The organism is Streptosporangium sp. NPDC051022 (genome assembly GCF_040683035.1).
GTDB lineage: Bacteria > Actinomycetota > Actinomycetes > Streptosporangiales > Streptosporangiaceae > Streptosporangium.
The window spans coordinates 533918-549985 of record NZ_JBFBCF010000001.1; the positions used below are offsets into that span (position 1 = coordinate 533918).

Consider the following 16068-nt stretch of genomic DNA (forward strand, 5'->3'; position numbering starts at 1 on the left):
CGGTGTCTGACGAGGTTCTGGTCGAGGTCGATGGCGGCGTGGCCGTCATCACGATCAACCGGCCCCAGGCGAGGAACGCCGTCAACGGCGCCGTCGCCAGGGGCGTCGCGGCGGCGCTGGAGGAGCTGGAACAGCGCGCGGACGTCGCCGCCTACGTTCTGACCGGGGCGGGCGGCACGTTCTGCGCGGGCATGGACCTGAAGGGCTTCCTCAAGGGGGACGTGCCGCACGTCGAGGGCAGGGGCTTCGGCGGCATCGTCGAGGCGCCGCCGAGGAAGCCGATCGTCGCCGCGGTCGAGGGCTACGCCCTGGCCGGAGGTTTCGAGCTGGCGCTGGCCTGCGACGTCATCGTGGCCTCCGAGGGGGCCAAGTTCGGACTGCCCGAGCCCAAGCGCGGCCTGGTCGCGGCCGCGGGAGGCGTGATGCGGCTGCCGCGGCGCATCCCCTACCACGTCGCGATGGAGATCGCCCTGACCGGCGACCACTTCCCCGCCGCCAGGCTGTACGAGGTGGGCCTGGTCAACCACGTCACGCCCGACGGCGAGGCACTGGCCAAGGCGGTCGAACTGGCCGGGCGGATCGCGCAGAACGCCCCGCTGGCGCTCGCCGCGACCAAGCGCCTGATCGTCGAGTCCGGCGACTGGAGCGGTGCGGAGATGTTCGCGAAGCAGGCGGACATCATCGACCCGATCTTCGCCTCCAAGGACGCGATGGAGGGCGCGGCGGCCTTCGCCGAGAAGCGCGCCCCCCGGTGGAGGGGCGAGTAGCCCTTCGACCTGTCCCCCCGGGCCCCGCTCCACGGTCCGCCACCGGTCGCTCCCGCGCCGGGGTGCTCCGCGGCGACGGTCCGCCGCCCGGTGTTCCGTCGCCGGACGCTCCAGGGGCGGCCCGCCGTCGGCCGTCCCGCGCCGGGGTGCTCCGCGGCGACGGTCCGCCGCCCGGTGTTCCGTCGCCGGACGCTCCAGGGGCGGCCCGCCGCCGGCCGTCCCGCGCCGGGTGCGGCCAAAGTGGCCGCACCCGGCGCATTCACGGCCTGAAGTGCGTACGGTAAAGGTGTGGACGAGTGCGGCGGGGGCACCTGACGTCCACGCGACCGCTCCGAAGGCCAGGAGAGTGCATTGAACGACTACGGGACCCGGATTCCTCCGACCGGGCGGTCCTCCGGTGAGCGGTTCAAGCGCAAGGCGGGTGACCTGGCCGCCGGCGCCGCCGGTGCCGCGATGATCGTCATCGTCCTGGTCGCGGCCATGTGGGCGATCGAGATCGTCGACTACGTGGTCCCCGGCGACCTCGACGGCTACGGCATCAGGTCGTGGAACATCGAGGGCCTGGGCGGCATCTTCCTGGCGCCGTTCCTGCACGCGGGCTTCGGCCACCTCATGGCCAACTCCCTGCCGCTGCTGATCCTGGGCTTCCTCGCCGCGCTGCGCGGGCTCGGCAAGTTCCTGCTCGCCAGCCTGATCATCATCGTCGTCAGCGGCCTGGGCGTCTGGTTCACCAGCTCGCCGATGGTGGTCACGGTCGGCGCGAGCGGGCTGATCTTCGGCTACTTCGGTTTCGTCCTCGCCAGGGGCCTGTTCGACCGTCGCATCCTCGACATTGTCATCGGTCTGGGCGTCGCCGCGGCGTACTACTCGATCATCTGGGGCGTGCTCCCCGGGGAGGCGGGCATCTCCTGGCAGGGGCACCTGTTCGGGCTGATCGGCGGGATCATCGCGGCCTGGGTCCTGCGCCGCAAGCGCAGGGCCGTCGAGACCTACTGACGCCCTGACGCCCTGACGCCCCGGCGCCCCGACGCCCCGACCGAGCCCCGGACCGGCCACGACTCCGGGTCCGGTTCCGCGTCCCGGGTGCCCCGGGCGCCCCGGGCCGGACGGTACGGCGGCGCACGCGGCCCCCTCCGCCCCCGCCGGGAGGCCTCCTCGGGGAGGCTAAAGTGGTCCGAGACCACCGGACCGGAGAACGAACGCCCGTGCACGAGACAACCCCCGACGACTTCACCTCCGGCGGCCCTCGGAAAGGGGGCGGGGAGGTCTCGGACGGCCTCCGCGGGGGACCGGCGGCGGAGGAGGGCTCCTCAGCGGGCTCCAGAAAGGCCGTGGAGGGACTTTCCATGGTATTTACCGACATCACCCGCCACGCGGTGAACGATGCCGCGAACCGCCTTTCTGGGGGGCTTCAGGGGACGCCCGGCGAGCCCCGGGTGACGGTGCGGCGCACGCTGCCCACCGAGCCCGCCGTACGCGCCTCCGCGTCGCTCTTCCTGACCGAGGCCGCCGGGCAGGGCGTCCGCCCCGGCCGCCGCATGCTCTACGTCGGCCCCGAGCGGCCCGCCGGCCACGTCGCGGCCGCGTTGCGCGTCGAGCCCGGCACCGAGGTCCTGGCCCGCAGGAAGCTCCTGCTGGCCGACGACGTGCCGGTGCGGATCGCCACGAGCTACTTCCGCCTGGACGTCTTCGGCGGCACCCCGATCTGCGTCCCAGAGTTCGTACGGCCGACCCTGCAGGCCGGGATCGAGGCCCTCGGCCACCGCTTCGGGCACGCCGAGGAGCACCTGATCGCCCGGCCGCCCACCGGGTTCGAGGCGGAGACCCTGGAGCTCGACCCGGGCGAGTGGATCGTGCAGGTGCTGCGCGCGAGCTACGGCGACGACGGCACCCCGGTCCACACCCTGGAGACGATCTGCGCGGCCTCCCGCCACGTCTTCCCCATCACCCAGGTCACCGGCGCGGACGAGTTCTGACCCGCGGAAGCCGGCGTCCGGCGGCCGGGAGCCCTCGACAGGGGCACAGGAGGGCACAGTAGGGCACGGAAAGGCACCGAAAGGCACGGAAAGGCGCAGGGGCGGGGCATCGTTCGAGTGGGGCGGGCAGGGGTGCGGTCCTGCCCGGCGCCCGTGGCGGTGTCCGGTCCGGGAACGTCGCCCGAGGAGGGGGAACGCTCCCGGACGGGGTGACTACAGGCGCTCGACCACGTGGTCGATGCACTTGGTCAGGGCCTCGACGTCGTCGGGGTCGACGGCCGGGAACATCGCGATGCGCAGCTGGTTGCGGCCGAGCTTGCGGTAGGGCTCGGTGTCCACGATGCCGTTGGCGCGCAGGACCTTGGCGACCTGGGCGGCGTCGACCTCGTCGGCGAAGTCGATGGTGCCGACCACGTTCGAGCGGAACTCGGGGGCGGCGAACGGCGTGGTGTAGGAGGTCTTCTCCGCCCACGTGTAGAGCCGCTGGGCCGAGTCGGCGGTGCGGGCGGTGGTCCAGGCCAGGCCGCCGTTGCCGTTCATCCACTCGATCTGGTCGGCCAGCAGGAACAGCGTGGCGACCGCCGGGGTGTTGTAGGTCTGGTCCTTGCGGGAGTTGTCGATCGCCGTCGGCAGGCTGAAGAACTCGGGGACGTACCGGCCGCTGCCGGAGATCTCCTCGACCCTGGCCAGCGCGGCCGGGGACATCAGGGCCAGCCACAGGCCGCCGTCGGAGGCGAAGCTCTTCTGCGGGGCGAAGTAGTAGACGTCGAACTCGCTCGCCTCGACGGGCAGGCCGCCCGCGCCCGAGGTCGCGTCGACCAGGACCAGCGAGCCCTCCTCACCCACCCGCCTGATCGGCATCGCGACGCCGGTCGAGGTCTCGTTGTGGGTGAGGGCGTAGACGTCCACGCCCTCCTCGGTGCGGGCCTCCGGGTGGCTGCCGACCTCGGACTTGATCACGGTCGGCTCGCCCAGCCACGGGGCCTTGGCCACGACGGAGGCGAACTTGGAGGAGAACTCGCCGAAGTTCAGGTGCTGCGACTTCTCACGGACGAGCCCGAAGGCGGCGATGTCCCAGAACGCGGTGGTGCCGCCGTTGCCGAGGACGACCTCGTATCCCTCGGGGAGGGAGAACAGCTCCGTCAGGCCCGCGCGGACGCGTCCCACGAGCGACTTGACGGGCTTCTGGCGGTGAGAGGTGCCCAGCAAGCTGGAGCCGGAGGCGGCCAGAGCCGAGAGCTGCTCAGGGCGCACCTTCGAGGGCCCGCAGCCGAAACGGCCGTCGGCGGGCTTGATGTCAGAGGGAATCACGATGTCAGCCACCTGACCAGCCTACTGAGCCCACCGGCCGTCCCCGTCCAGGGTCCGGATTTTGAGACGGGCGCGCCGCCGGAAAGATCGGTGGACGGGGCGGGGGCGGAAGGTGGTCGGGTGCGCGAAACGGCTGCCGCGCGAAGGGGTCGCGCGGCAGCCGTACGGGCATGAGTGGGGGTCAGAAGGAGTCGATGACCTCGGCGGCGCCGGGGACGTCGTTGATCGAGCGCTGCGGCGGGCCCACGTAGTTGGCGCTGGGGCGGACCAACCTGCCCGTGCGCTTCTGCTCCAGGATGTGAGCGGCCCAGCCCGCGGTGCGGGCGCAGGTGAACATCGAGGTGAACATGTGCGAGGGGACTTCGGCGAAATCCAGGATGACCGCGGCCCAGTACTCGACGTTGGTGGCGAGCACCCGGTCGGGCTTGCGGGCGTGCAGTTCGTCGAGGGCGGCCTGCTCCAGGGCGGCGGCGACCTCGTAACGCGGGGCGTTGAGCTCCTTGGCGGTACGGCGGAGCACACGCGCCCTGGGGTCCTCGGCGCGGTAGACCCGGTGACCGAAGCCCATGAGGCGCTGGCCGTTGTCCAGCTCCTGCTGGACGTACTTCTTGGCGTCGCCCATCTTCTCGACGCCTTCCATCATGTGCAGCACGCGGGCGGGGGCGCCCCCGTGCAGCGGACCGGACATGGCTCCGATCGCACCGCTCAGCGCCGCGGCGACGTCGGCGCCGGTCGAGGCGATGACGCGGGCGGTGAAGGTCGAGGCGTTCATGCCGTGCTCGGCGGCCGACGTCCAGTAGGCGTCGATGGCCTTGACGTGCTTGGGGTCGGGCTCGCCCCGCCAGCGGACCATGAACCGCTCGACGATGCTGTCGGCCTTGTCGACCTGGCTCTGCGGGACCATCGGCAGGTTGAGGCCACGCGCGGACTGGGCGACGAAGCTGAGGGCGGTCACACTGGCGCGCGCCAGGTCGGCGCGTGCCTGCTCGTCGTCGATGTCGAGCAGCTGGCGGAAGCCGTACGCGGGGGCCAGCATGGCCAGCGCGCTCTGCACGTCGACGCGGATGTCACCGGAGTGGACAGGAATGGGGTACGGCTCGGCCGGGGGGAGCCCCGGCTGGAACTTGTTGTCGACCAGCAGGCCCCACACGTGGCCGAAGGAGACACGGCCGACCAGCTCTTCGATGTCGACGCCCCGGTAGCGGAGGGCGCCCCCTTCTTTGTCCGGTTCCGCGATCTCCGTCTCGAAAGCTACTACGCCTTCGAGCCCGGGTTTGAAGTCGGACATTCTCGGCCGCCTCCCTTTCTTGAAGTCAAAGCCTTGATGTCGAGATACCGGCGGGTCTTATTCAACCCCCTAGGGCGCGGTGGTCTGCCGCCGGACCCGCCGGAACGCGATCGTCCCAGGTGGGGGCGGTGCGCATGCTCTCCGTCAAGCACGGGAGAATACCTTCCCGTGGATGCCACCTCGCGCCCGCCTTCGCTTGCCGGGCTTCGCCGCACCTACGAAGGTCTTCCTCTGCTGGAGGAGGACCTCGCATCCGACCCCGTGACCCAGTTCGCCCGGTGGTTCGACGACGCCGTGGCCGCCGAGCTTCCCGAGCCGAACGCGATGGTCGTCGCGACCTGTTCGGCGGGCGGGCGGCCGACGGCCAGGACCGTCCTGCTCAAGGGTTACGACGAGGACGGGTTCGTCTTCTACACCAACTACGAGTCGCGCAAGGGCCGCGACCTCGCGGAGAACCCGCGGGCCAGCCTGCTGTTCCCCTGGCACTCCATCCGCCGCCAGGTGCGGATCGAGGGGCAGGCGGTACGGCTGCCGCGGGAGGAGTCCGCCGCGTACTTCAGGTCGCGCCCCTACGGCTCCCGCATCGGGGCCTGGGCGTCGCGCCAGTCCGCCGTCGTGCACTCCCGGCAGGAACTGGACGACCGCTACGCGGAGCTGGCCGAGCGCTGGCCGGAGGACCCGCCGGTGCCGGACTTCTGGGGCGGGTTCCGGGTGGTGCCGTCGGAGGTGGAGTTCTGGCAGGGACAGCTCGATCGCATGCATGACCGTCTCCGTTATCGCCGCCTGGGACCCTCCTGGACCGTCGAGCGTCTGGCACCCTGACGTGCCACAACCTGAGCTCTACTGATATATCCCCATAAGTCCGAAGGGCTAAGGGGGAAGTGTGGGGTTCGGGGATTTCACGCGGCGGCTCGCGTTCATACAACGGTTCGCGGTGGACACCCGCCCGCTGAAGGTCCCGGCCTACCGGCGGCTCTGGGCCGGGCAGGGTGTGTCGTTCATCGGCTTCCAGCTCACCTCGGTCGCGGTCAGCGCGCAGGTCTACCACACCACCGGCTCGTCGTTCTGGGTCGGCATGCTCGGCCCGGCCAACCTCGTCCCCCTGGTGGTCTTCGGCCTGTGGGGCGGGGCCGTCGCCGACGCGGTAGACCGGCGCAGGCTGCTCATCACCGGTTCGCTGATCGCCTGGACCGCGACGCTCGCGTTGCTGGTCCAGGCGGCCCTGGGAACGGCGAACATCGGCCTGCTGCTGGCCACCGTGGCCGTGCACGCCACCGGGTTCGCCATCACCGGGCCGACCAGGGGGGCGATCATCCCCAGGCTGGTCCCGGTGGAGTACGTCCCGGCGGCCAACACCCTCAACTTCCTGGTGAGCAACCTCGGCACGGTGATCGGCCCGCTGATCGGCGGGATCGTGCTCGTCCAGGGCTACGCCGTCGCCTACCTGATCGACGCGCTGCTGTTCGGCGCCGGTTTCTACGCCGCGCTACGGCTGCCGCGGCTCGAACCGATCGGCGAGGTGACCCGTCCGGGCCTGCGCTCCGTGCTGGACGGCCTGCGCTACATCTCCGGCCACCCGGTCGTCATGATGTCGTTCGTCGTGGACATCATCGCCATGGCGTTCGCGCTGCCCAGGGCGCTGTTCCCGCAGATCGCCGCCGAGCGGTTCGGCGGCTCGCCGCTCGCGTTCGGCTGGCTGTCGGCGAGCATCTCGATCGGCTCGGTCATCGGCGGCCTGCTGTCCGGCTGGGTCGGCCGGGTCAGGCGCCAGGGCCTGGCCCTGACGTTCGTGATCTCCGCCTGGGGGCTCAGCGTCGCCGCGGCCGGCCTGGTCGGCCAGCTGTGGCTGATGGTCGCGCTGCTGGCGCTCGGGGGCGCGGCCGACCTGGTCTCCGCGGTGTGGCGGCAGACGATCCTGCAGACCCACGCGCCCGACGACATGCGGGGCCGGATGCAGGGCGTGTTCATGGTCGTGGTCGCGGGCGGCCCCCGCATCGGGGATCTGCGGGCCGGCGCGACGGCCGTGTGGGTGGGCGCCACGGGAGCGTGGGTCGGCGGCGGCATCGCGTGCGCGGTCGCGGTGCTCGCCGTGGGGCTGGCCATTCCCGCTTTCAGGAGTTACAGGGCGACCGCCGAGGGTGTTTGAGCAGGCCGGGAAGGATTCCGCGGCCTCCGGTGTTGCCGTCCTTGGCCATCGTGGGTGGATCTCGCAATAGGGTCGGAGTCTGAGACTTTTCGATCCCCGCGCCGCCCTTCGGGGAGGACACCGCGACGGACTCGAAATCGAGATAGGGCGGGAGGAGCCTTGACCGCACACGGCCTGATCGACACCACGGAGATGTACCTCCGCACGATCTTCGAGTTGGAGGAGGAGGGGATCACCCCTCTCCGTGCGCGAATCGCCGAGCGGCTTCAGCAGAGCGGCCCGACCGTCAGCCAGACGGTCGCCCGGATGGAACGCGACGGCCTGGTCAGGGTGGAAGGAGACCGGCACCTGACCATGACCGATCTGGGCCGTACGCTCGCGACGCGCGTAATGCGAAAGCACCGCCTCGCCGAATGCCTGCTCACCCAGGTGATCGGGCTGCCCTGGGAGGAGGTGCACATCGAGGCGTGCCGCTGGGAGCACGTCATGTCCGAGTCCGTCGAGGCGCGACTGGTCAGCCTGCTGAACAATCCGACCGAGGACCCGCACGGAAACCCCATTCCGGGCCTTGAGGAACTGGGGGTCACGGGGCTGGCGGGGGCCGTGTGGCAGTCGTTGCCGTCGATGGCGGCTCTGGCCGGACCCAGGGATATACCCGTTGTCGTCCGCCGAATTAGCGAACAAGTGCAAAGCGATCCGGCTGTGATGCTTAAACTCAAGCAAGTTGGGATACAACCCGGACGCGAGGTAACGCTCGCGGCAAGCGACGACGGTGTGCGGGTGACAGGTGACGACGAGGCGGAGAACACTCTGGCGGAGCTTCCGCGAGACATCGCCGCGCACGTTTTCGTCTCCACACGCTGACCAAGACCACTCCGCTTGGTTGAATCCCCCCCGGGAGACCCTCCACTCCCCTGCCGACACCGCAGCAGGAGCAACCGTGGTTCGCTTTGCGCACAGCCGTCCCCGAGGGGTGGTCACCGGATGAAACGGTGGGGGGACCTCTCACAGGACGCCGCCGACCACCTCTCGGCCGGCTCCGTGCTCGACCATGCCGAGATGGCGGTGGTCGTCACCGACCGTTTCAGCAACGTCGTCTACTGGAATCCGTTCGCCGAGAAGCTGTTCGGCCGGCCGGGTCCCTCCGCCCGCGACCAGTCGCGCTCCCTCGGGATCATGGAGAAGGACCACCCGCTCGCCGTCGAGCTCGCCAAACACGTGCTCAAGGGCGGTGTCTGGGAGGGCACCTTCGACGTCAAACGCGGCGACGGCACGATCATCTACGTCCGGGCCCAGGCGGTGCCGCTGCGGCACCAGTCGGGCTCGGTGGCGGGCATCGTCATCACCGCCCGTGAGGCGATGCGCAGCAACGAACGGGAGAAGGACCGCTTCGGCCTGCTGGAGCGGATCGGCGAACGGCTCGCGAGCTCGCTGTACGTCGAGGAGACGCTCAAGCGCGTCGCGGAGATCCTCGTCCCGCAGTTCGCCGACCACTGCTTCATCGAGCTGATGGACGGCGGCCGGATGATCAGGAAGGTCTCCAGCCACGTCCAGGGCTGGAACCCGCCGCCCAACACCTGGGCCCCGGTCGGCGCCGAGATCCGCTACCCGGCGGGGCACTACGCCGACATCGCGCTGCGGCGCCAGGAGACGATCCTCGTCGAGGACTTCTCGCAGACCAACTATCCGAGCCCGGGCGAGGCCAACACCCGCCTCGCGGCGGAGATCGGGATGACCTCGGCCATCGTGGCGCCGCTGTGCGTGCGCGGCGAGGTCCTCGGGCTGATGTACCTCGGGCTGTCCAACCTGACCGACCGGCGCAGCCCGCACTACGACGCCTTCGACCGCGACTTCGTCGGCACCATCGCCACCCGGGTCGCGCTGGCCGTGGACAACGCGCTGCTGTTCGAGGAGGAGCGGCACACCGCCGAGTCCTTCCAGAAGAACCTGCTGCCGCCCGCGCCGCTGCCCGAGCTCGACGGGCTGGAGATCGCGGTCCGCTACTACCCCGCGGCGCCGCTCGCCTCGCACGGCCAGGGCATCCAGACCCAGGTGGGCGGCGACTGGTACGACGTCATCCCGCTGTCGGCGGGCCGGGTCGGCATCGTCATCGGCGACGTCGAGGGCCGGGGGGCCAAGGCCGCCGCCGTCATGGGCCAGCTGCGGGCCGCGCTACGGGCCTTCGCGCAGGACGACAAGCCGCCCGCGGAGATCCTCGCCCGGCTCGACGACTGGACGCACGGCATCGCCACCCCCGAGTGGGACGACAGCGGCGCCGACATCAGCGTCCCGCCCATCGTCACCTGCCAGTACCTCGTCTACGACGCCTGGTCGCGGCAGCTGTCGTTCGCCAACGCCGGTCACGCCCCGCCGCTGCTCCTGGTCGACGGCACCTGCAGCGAGCTGGAGATCGAGGAGGTCGGCAAGCCGCTAGGCGTCCGCGCCCGCGGTATGAACGCCGACCTGGTCTACAAGGAGGAGACGCGGACGCTGCCCGCGGGGGCCGCGCTGCTGCTGTACACCGACGGCCTCGTGGACCGCCGTCCCGTCCGCGACGCCGACGGCAAGCCGCCCAGCGACGAGGAGACCCTCGCGGCGCTCTGTGGCAAGCTCATCGAGGTCTCCGACGAGTCGGTCGAGAACATCGCCGACGCCGCGACGGGCGCGGTGGCCGGAGAGATCGACGACGACATGGCCATCCTGGTCGTCCGGTCGGCCCGCGACGAGCTCGACGTCGAGGAGCGCACGTTCCCCGCGCAGCCGATCATGGTCGGTGAGGCCCGCCGGATGGCGGCGGAGGCGTTCACCGGGTGGAACGTCCCCGAGGAACGCGCCGAGCTGGCCTGCCTGCTGGTCTCCGAGGTGGTGACCAACGTGGTCCTGCACGCGGCGAACGCCAGCGTCCCGCGTCGCGACCTGGTGATCGACACCACCGCCCCCATACCGTTCGACGAGTCCTGGGACATCCCCGGCTTCGAAGACGAGGTCGTCAACGAGAAGGAGTTCACCCTCCGGCTCCGCAGGGGAGGGGAGTCGGTCTGGGTCGAGGTCTTCGACCAGGACCTCCGCCTTCCCCGCATCCGCAGCGCGGGGGAGAACGACGAGGGCGGCCGCGGCCTCTACCTCGTCGACCAGCTCGCCAAGCGCTGGGGCTCGCGCCCGACCAAGGAGGGCAAGGCCGTCTGGTTCGAGATCCCCACCAAGGCGCGCTGACCCGGTACCGTCCCCGTCCGGGCCCGCGATCTTCGGGGAGGACCGTGCCCGCGGCGCCCCTGTAGGGCGGTGCCCCTGGAGCACGGCGCGTCCACGGCCGCGGAACGTCGCGCGGGATGTGACGGGGTGTCCGCGGCGATCCCTCCGCGGGCCGATCCGGTGGGTGACGGCGACCGTTCTAGAAGATGACCGCGATCGGTGCTTCACTCAAGGGCATGGATTTGGCCTTCGAACGGCACGGGGCCGGAGCGCCCCTGGTCCTGCTGCACGGCCTCGGGCACCACTGGCAGGCATGGCTGCCGGTGCTCGACAGGCTCGCCGCCGAGCGAGATGTGATCGCCGTCGACTTTCCCGGATTCGGCGCCTCCCCGCCGCTGCCGCCCGGCTCGCCGTACACGGCCGAGAGCCTCGCCGACGCGGTCGAGTCGTTCTGCGCGAGGCTCGGCGTCCGCGAACCGCACGTCGCGGGAAACTCCCTGGGCGGTTACGTCGCCCTGGAGCTGGCCTCCAGGGGAGTGGTCCGCACCGCGACCGCGCTGTCTCCCGCCGGGTTCTGGAACCGGAGCGAACTCGCCTACGCGCGGGCCGTGCTCCGCGCGACCCGGGCGTCGGTGGTGGCACTGCCGGAGGAACGGGCCCGGGCCGTCGCGGAGCACCCGCTGGGCCGGGCGATCTCGATGGGCCTCATGACGGCCCACCCCTCCAGGCTTCCCGCCCGCGCGCTGCTCGCCGCCGGGCGGGCGCTGCGGGACGCGCGGGGATTCGACGACACCCTCGACTCGTTGGCCTGGCTGCTGCCCCCGGCTCCGCCGAAGGTGCCGATCACGATCGCCTGGGGGGAACGCGACCGGCTGCTGCCACGGCGGCAGGCCGTACGGGCCGGCAGGTGGTCGGGCCAGCGGGTGAAACTGCTGCGGGGCTGCGGGCACCTGCCGATGAGCGACGACCCCGCGCTGGTCGCCGGAGTCCTGCTGGAGGGATCCAGCCGGTGACGCCGCGGGCGCTATCGGAACGTCTGCCCCCACATGGCGAGCATCACCAGGATGAACACGATCATGATGCCCGCGTAGGCCACGGGGCCGAGCCGGAAGGCCCGCCGTACCCGGTTGAGTCCCCAGGCGAACAGGAACGCCAGGAAGACCAGCAGGATCAGTCCGCTGTCCATCAACACCGCCTCAGGGGGGAGCCTACGATCACCAGTATGCGTCGGCTCCGCGGATCCCGTGATGATGATTGGGTGCGACGCGGAACCTCGTGACATGGTTGCCGTTCGTGAGGAGATCGGGAAACGTGACGCGCGTCCTGTCCGCCCTGCCCGTGACCGCGCCGGTCGTCGTGCCGGTCGTCGCGCTGGTTGTGAGCCTGTCGGGGTGCTCCGGCGGGAGCGGCCCGTCCACCGTCGCGGCGGACGCCCTGGCGGGTGCCCCGGCGGCTTCCTCCGGCACTGTGCCGTCCTCAGCGTCGTCTTCGGTGCCGTCTTCGGTGCCGTCCTCCGCCGCCGCGGCGCCCGGGGCGGGGCCGTCACGCGACGGCGGGACCGGGACGGCCGACGCCGAGGTGACGGGGTGGCTCAGCCCGCTGGGCACCGGGGCGATCGTGGTGGACACGGGCCGGAGCGTGCGCGAGGTGCGTCTCGCCGCCGGCACGGTGGTGCTCGACGCGCAGGGAAGCGTCTGCGACGAGGGGGAGGCGCCGCACAGGTGCTCGTCCGAGCAACTGGTCACGGCGCTCAAGGCGGGGGTGGCGTTCCGGGCCACGGTGTCGATCGGTGACGGTACGGCCGTGCGGATCGAGGAGGTCGTCCGGGAGTGAACAGGGTGCTGATCGCCGGCATATCCGGCGCGGGCAAGACGACGCTGGCGCGGAGGCTGGAATCCCGGATCGGGCTGCCCCACCACGAGCTCGACGCGCTGCACCACGGTCCCGGCTGGCGTAAGCGGCCGGAGTTCGAGTCCGACGTCGAGGCGTTCTCCGCGGGCCCGCGCTGGGTGACCGAGGACCAGTACCACTCCGCGCTCGGAGACCTGCTGTGGGAGCGGGCCGACACCCTTGTCTGGCTGGACCTGCCCCGCCTGACGGTGATGCGGCGCGTCGTGTGGCGTTCGCTCCTGCGGGCGGTCACCCGCAGGGAGCTGTGGAACGGCAACCGGGAGAGCGTCCGCGACTGGCTGGACGCCGAGCACCCCATCCGGTGGGCCTGGTCCCAGCACGACCGGAGGAGGCAACGGACCGCCGAGCGGATCCTGCGGCACCCCCACCTCGGGGTGGTCAGGCTCCGTACGGCCCGGGCCGCGCGCCGCTTCGGCCGGACGGCCGGGGAAGCCGGAGGCGTCAGAAGCCGAACGAGCGGCCGATGATCTCCTTCATGATCTCGGTCGTGCCGCCGTAGATGGTCTGCACGCGGCTGTCGATCCAGGCCTTGGCCACGGGATACTCCATCATGTAGCCGTAGCCGCCGTGCAGCTGGAGGCAGCGGTCGACGACCTTGGTCTGCAGCTCGGTGGTCCACCACTTGGCCTTGGCCGCGTCCACGGCGCTCAGCTCCCCGGCGTTGAGCGCCAGGATGCACTTGTCCACGTAGTGCCGGGCGATCTCGACCTCGGTGTCCAGCTCGGCCAGTACGAACCGGGTGTTCTGGAAGGCGCCGATGCTGCGGCCGAAGGCCTTGCGGGACCCGCAGTACTCGATGGTCGTCCGGAGCACGGTCTCCGCCACCGCCACCGCCATCACGGCGATCGACAGCCGTTCCTGCGGCAGGTTGGCCATGAGCTGGAAGAAGCCCTGCCCCTCCTGCGCGCCGAGCAGGTTGGCCACCGGAACCCTGACGTTGTCGAAGAACAGCTCCGCCGTGTCCTGGGCGTGCATGCCGATCTTCTCCAGGTTGCGGCCCCGGCTGAAGCCCTCCATGCCCCGTTCGACGACGAGCAGTGAGATGCCCCGGGCGCCCGCCTCCGGATCGGTCTTGGCGACCACGACGACCAGGTCGGAGTTGACGCCGTTGGTGATGAAGGTCTTCTGGCCGTTGAGCACGTAGTGGTCGCCCTCGCGCACGGCGGTCGTCCTGATGCCCTGCAGGTCGCTGCCCGCGCCCGGCTCGGTCATCGCGACGGCCGTGATCAGCTCGCCGCTGACGAACCCGGGCAGCCAGCGGGCCTTCTGCCCGTCATCGGTCAGGCCCACGAAGTACGGCGCCATCACGTCGTTGTGCAGGGAGAAGCCCAGACCGGTCGCGCCGATCCGCATGACCTCCTCCACGATCACGGTGTTGTAGCGGAAGTCCGTGATCCCCGCCCCGCCGTACTCCTCCGGGACCCCGAAGCCGAACATCCCGATCTCTCCGGCCCTCTTCCACACCTCACGGGGGACGATGCCGTCCTTCTCCCACCGGTCGTGATGGGGGACCACCTCACGGGCGAGGAACTCGCGCACGGTCTCCCGGAAGAGCACGTGCTCCTCCTCGAAGAGGTCTCGCTGCATTACTGCCTCCTTGGGATTCGAAGACAGAATACGATTCTGTTACTGAGAGGTATACCCGGTTGGCGCGACTCGCACGGCTCGCCGGCGCGACTCACACGGCTCCCGCCCGAAACCGGAGGCGGATCACAAGTGCGCCACGGTCTTCAATCGTCTCTTCCATCTCGCTGCGCTCAAGATGGTGCAAACCGTACGATCTACTCTTGGTTTGCTAGGGCTGTAATCCCAATTGGTGCTCCTCCCGAACGGAGTGTGTGGTGGTGTGGCGATCTGGGCTCCGTAGGTCTGTCGTGATCTCGGCCTTGGGCCTGGTGGGTGGCGCGCTGTTCGTGCTGCCCACGGCGCCGGCCGGTGCCAACAGCGCCGACCTCGTGGTCGACTACAGCTGTACCGGAGGACCGGCCTCGGTCGCCTCGCACGGTCCGGTGAACCTCACGACCAGGCTGTCGGTCCCCACGACGCTCACCGTCGGCGAGCCCCTCAACGTCAAGTGGGCGCTCGGCTACAAGGGGGACCCGACCAGGTTCGGCTCCCCGGACTACTTCGCCAAGGGCGGCAAGGTCACGGTCACCGGCAACGTGCAGCTGGCCGGTGTCTGGAACGGAATCCTTCAGCCGTCGGGATCGGAGGACCAGCCGGAACTCCGGGCGGACGACGTTCTGAAGCTCCCCGAGAGCATCTCCGACTCCGCGCACACCGACCGGGTGGGGAAGCTGAAGATCACACCCCAGCAGCTGTTCGTGGACTTCACGCCGCCGGAGGGTGAGGTCATGGTCAACGACGACGAATACAACCGGGTGGAGTACACCGGCGCGTGGAAGGACTTCAACGACCAGCCGTGGAACCGCAGCGACTACCACTTCGACATCCATCGAACGCTGGACAAGGGCGCCACGGCCTCTCTCACGTTCACCGGTACCGGGATCGAGTACGTCGCGCAGCGTGACTACCGCGCGAGCCGGGTCCTGTTCTACATCGACGGCAAGCCCGCGACGCCGGCTTTCGTGGAACCCTCGAAGAACTCCGACGGCACGACGTCGAACGACGCCCACAAGGGCGGGCAGACGCTGTGGAAGTTCCACGGCCTGAAGTACGGCAAGCACCTCATCCAGGTCGTGAACGACGAGCAGGGCACGAGCGACGACCTGGGCAAGTGGGCGCAGCTGGACGCCTTCCGGGTGGTCACGGAGAAGCTGCCGGAGCCGCCCCAGGAGCACCGGGCCACCTGCACGCTCGTCAGCGCGCCGGTGTCGGTCGACGTCACCATCTCAAGCGGGGCGACGGCCAGCCCGACGATCAGCCAGAGCCCCGTGGGCACCCCGACGTCGACGCCGACGTGCACCCCGACTCCGTCCCCCACGACGTCGACACCGGCGTGTCACTACCCGACGCCGACGTGCACCCCGGCGCCGTACTCCACGACGTGTCACTATCCGACGCCGACGTGCACCCCGGTGTCGTATCCCGCGACGCCGACGTGTTATCCCTCGACGCCCACCCCGACGTGTCGCCTGATCACCCCGGTCCCCACTCCCACGGGCACCCCGGCCGTCACTCCCACCCCCACTCCGACGTGCTACGTCACTCCGACGACCGTCTACACGACTCCCGCCCCCAACGGCGGGCAGGGAACGGGCACCACCTCCACGCCCAAGCCGACCCTGACCGTGACGGCGACCGTCACCCCCACCAGGGCCACGCCCACCGCCCCGCAGGTGGTGGTCACCCCCTCGGGTGGCGCGCAGACCGGTGAGGCCCCCGACGAGCGCCCCTCGGGGATGGGGCTGATCGGGGCCGGAGCCGCGATGGTGCTCGGAAGCGCCTGGGGCGGAGTCGCGCTGAAGCGGCGGCGGGCGGCGCACGTGCGCGGCGGCCAGGGCTAGGAAGGGGACG

Annotated in this window: 15 protein-coding genes; 11 read left to right on the forward strand and 4 right to left on the reverse strand. The window is 70.6% G+C overall.

Annotated elements, in window-relative coordinates; translation table 11 throughout:
* Window positions 1-2: 2 nt before the first annotated feature.
* The 3 genes from AB0N02_RS02550 (at window position 3) to AB0N02_RS02560 (ending at window position 2743) form a co-directional block, all read left to right on the forward strand.
* On the forward strand, window positions 3-767 hold the full coding sequence (locus AB0N02_RS02550; RefSeq protein WP_363941752.1) for a crotonase/enoyl-CoA hydratase family protein: 765 nt from the start codon (window positions 3-5) through the stop codon (window positions 765-767).
* Window positions 768-1118: 351 nt separating this feature from the next.
* Window positions 1119-1763 carry a rhomboid family intramembrane serine protease gene (locus tag AB0N02_RS02555; protein WP_363941755.1) on the forward strand — a complete coding sequence of 215 codons (645 nt, stop codon included), beginning with the start codon at window positions 1119-1121 and terminating at the stop codon, window positions 1761-1763.
* Window positions 1764-2113: 350 nt separating this feature from the next.
* Window positions 2114-2743, forward strand: a complete 630-nt coding sequence (locus AB0N02_RS02560) for a UTRA domain-containing protein (RefSeq protein WP_363941757.1) — start codon at window positions 2114-2116, stop codon at window positions 2741-2743.
* Window positions 2744-2956: 213 nt separating this feature from the next.
* Here AB0N02_RS02560 and serC read toward each other — a convergent pair whose 3' ends face one another.
* Window positions 2957-4066 (reverse strand): phosphoserine transaminase, encoded by a 1110-nt coding sequence (gene serC / locus AB0N02_RS02565; protein WP_363941760.1) that lies wholly within the window; start codon window positions 4064-4066, stop codon window positions 2957-2959.
* Window positions 4067-4235: 169 nt separating this feature from the next.
* Entirely contained in the window at window positions 4236-5342 is a 1107-nt protein-coding gene (locus AB0N02_RS02570; protein ID WP_363941763.1) for a citrate synthase 2, read from the reverse strand.
* A gap of 168 nt (window positions 5343-5510) precedes the next feature.
* Between AB0N02_RS02570 and pdxH the strand changes: the two genes are divergently transcribed.
* The 5 genes from pdxH to AB0N02_RS02595 all read left to right on the forward strand — a co-directional run bounded on the left by pdxH (window position 5511) and on the right by AB0N02_RS02595 (window position 11693).
* A complete protein-coding gene (pdxH, locus tag AB0N02_RS02575) occupies window positions 5511-6164 on the forward strand; it encodes a pyridoxamine 5'-phosphate oxidase (RefSeq protein ID WP_363941766.1) in 654 nt (217 codons plus the stop codon).
* Window positions 6165-6276: 112 nt separating this feature from the next.
* Window positions 6277-7488 (forward strand): MFS transporter, encoded by a 1212-nt coding sequence (locus tag AB0N02_RS02580; RefSeq protein WP_363941769.1) that lies wholly within the window; start codon window positions 6277-6279, stop codon window positions 7486-7488.
* A gap of 159 nt (window positions 7489-7647) precedes the next feature.
* Complete coding sequence (locus tag AB0N02_RS02585) at window positions 7648-8352, forward strand: metal-dependent transcriptional regulator (RefSeq protein WP_363941771.1); 705 nt, start codon at window positions 7648-7650, stop codon at window positions 8350-8352.
* 120 nt (window positions 8353-8472) lie between these two features.
* Complete coding sequence (locus AB0N02_RS02590; protein WP_363941773.1) at window positions 8473-10701, forward strand: SpoIIE family protein phosphatase; 2229 nt, start codon at window positions 8473-8475, stop codon at window positions 10699-10701.
* 215 nt (window positions 10702-10916) lie between these two features.
* A complete protein-coding gene (locus AB0N02_RS02595; protein WP_363941776.1) occupies window positions 10917-11693 on the forward strand; it encodes an alpha/beta fold hydrolase in 777 nt (258 codons plus the stop codon).
* 11 nt (window positions 11694-11704) lie between these two features.
* Here the strand turns inward: AB0N02_RS02595 and AB0N02_RS02600 are convergent, their stop codons facing one another.
* Window positions 11705-11866, reverse strand: coding sequence for a hypothetical protein (locus tag AB0N02_RS02600; protein ID WP_363941777.1), 162 nt, complete (start codon window positions 11864-11866; stop codon window positions 11705-11707).
* Window positions 11867-11991: 125 nt separating this feature from the next.
* Here AB0N02_RS02600 and AB0N02_RS02605 point away from each other — a divergent pair, with 125 nt between their 5' ends.
* Both AB0N02_RS02605 and AB0N02_RS02610 read left to right on the forward strand, forming a co-directional pair.
* Complete coding sequence (locus AB0N02_RS02605) at window positions 11992-12513, forward strand: hypothetical protein (protein ID WP_363941779.1); 522 nt, start codon at window positions 11992-11994, stop codon at window positions 12511-12513.
* Window positions 12510-13058 carry a hypothetical protein gene (locus AB0N02_RS02610; protein ID WP_363941780.1) on the forward strand — a complete coding sequence of 183 codons (549 nt, stop codon included), beginning with the start codon at window positions 12510-12512 and terminating at the stop codon, window positions 13056-13058. Before AB0N02_RS02605 ends, AB0N02_RS02610 begins: the two co-directional genes overlap by 4 nt.
* Here the strand turns inward: AB0N02_RS02610 and AB0N02_RS02615 are convergent.
* On the reverse strand, window positions 13033-14178 hold the full coding sequence (locus AB0N02_RS02615) for an acyl-CoA dehydrogenase family protein (RefSeq protein WP_363941782.1): 1146 nt from the start codon (window positions 14176-14178) through the stop codon (window positions 13033-13035). The two genes, AB0N02_RS02610 and AB0N02_RS02615, sit on opposite strands and share 26 nt — an antisense overlap.
* Before the next feature lie 287 nt (window positions 14179-14465).
* On the opposite strand from AB0N02_RS02615, the gene AB0N02_RS02620 reads away from it, so the two are divergent.
* Window positions 14466-16058, forward strand: coding sequence for a hypothetical protein (locus AB0N02_RS02620; RefSeq protein WP_363941785.1), 1593 nt, complete (start codon window positions 14466-14468; stop codon window positions 16056-16058).
* The last annotated feature ends 10 nt before the right edge of the window (window positions 16059-16068 follow it).

Bases quoted from the DNA above. Each gene is read 5' to 3' on its own strand.
- AB0N02_RS02560 (WP_363941757.1), top strand. From the start codon at position 2,114: ATGGTATTTACCGACATCACCCGCCACGCGGTGAACGATGCCGCGAAC.
- AB0N02_RS02570 (WP_363941763.1), bottom strand. From the start codon at position 5,342: ATGTCCGACTTCAAACCCGGGCTCGAAGGCGTAGTAGCTTTCGAGACG.
- AB0N02_RS02590 (WP_363941773.1), top strand. From the start codon at position 8,473: ATGAAACGGTGGGGGGACCTCTCACAGGACGCCGCCGACCACCTCTCG.
- AB0N02_RS02595 (WP_363941776.1), top strand. From the start codon at position 10,917: ATGGATTTGGCCTTCGAACGGCACGGGGCCGGAGCGCCCCTGGTCCTG.
- AB0N02_RS02600 (WP_363941777.1), bottom strand. From the start codon at position 11,866: ATGGACAGCGGACTGATCCTGCTGGTCTTCCTGGCGTTCCTGTTCGCC.
- AB0N02_RS02615 (WP_363941782.1), bottom strand. From the start codon at position 14,178: ATGCAGCGAGACCTCTTCGAGGAGGAGCACGTGCTCTTCCGGGAGACC.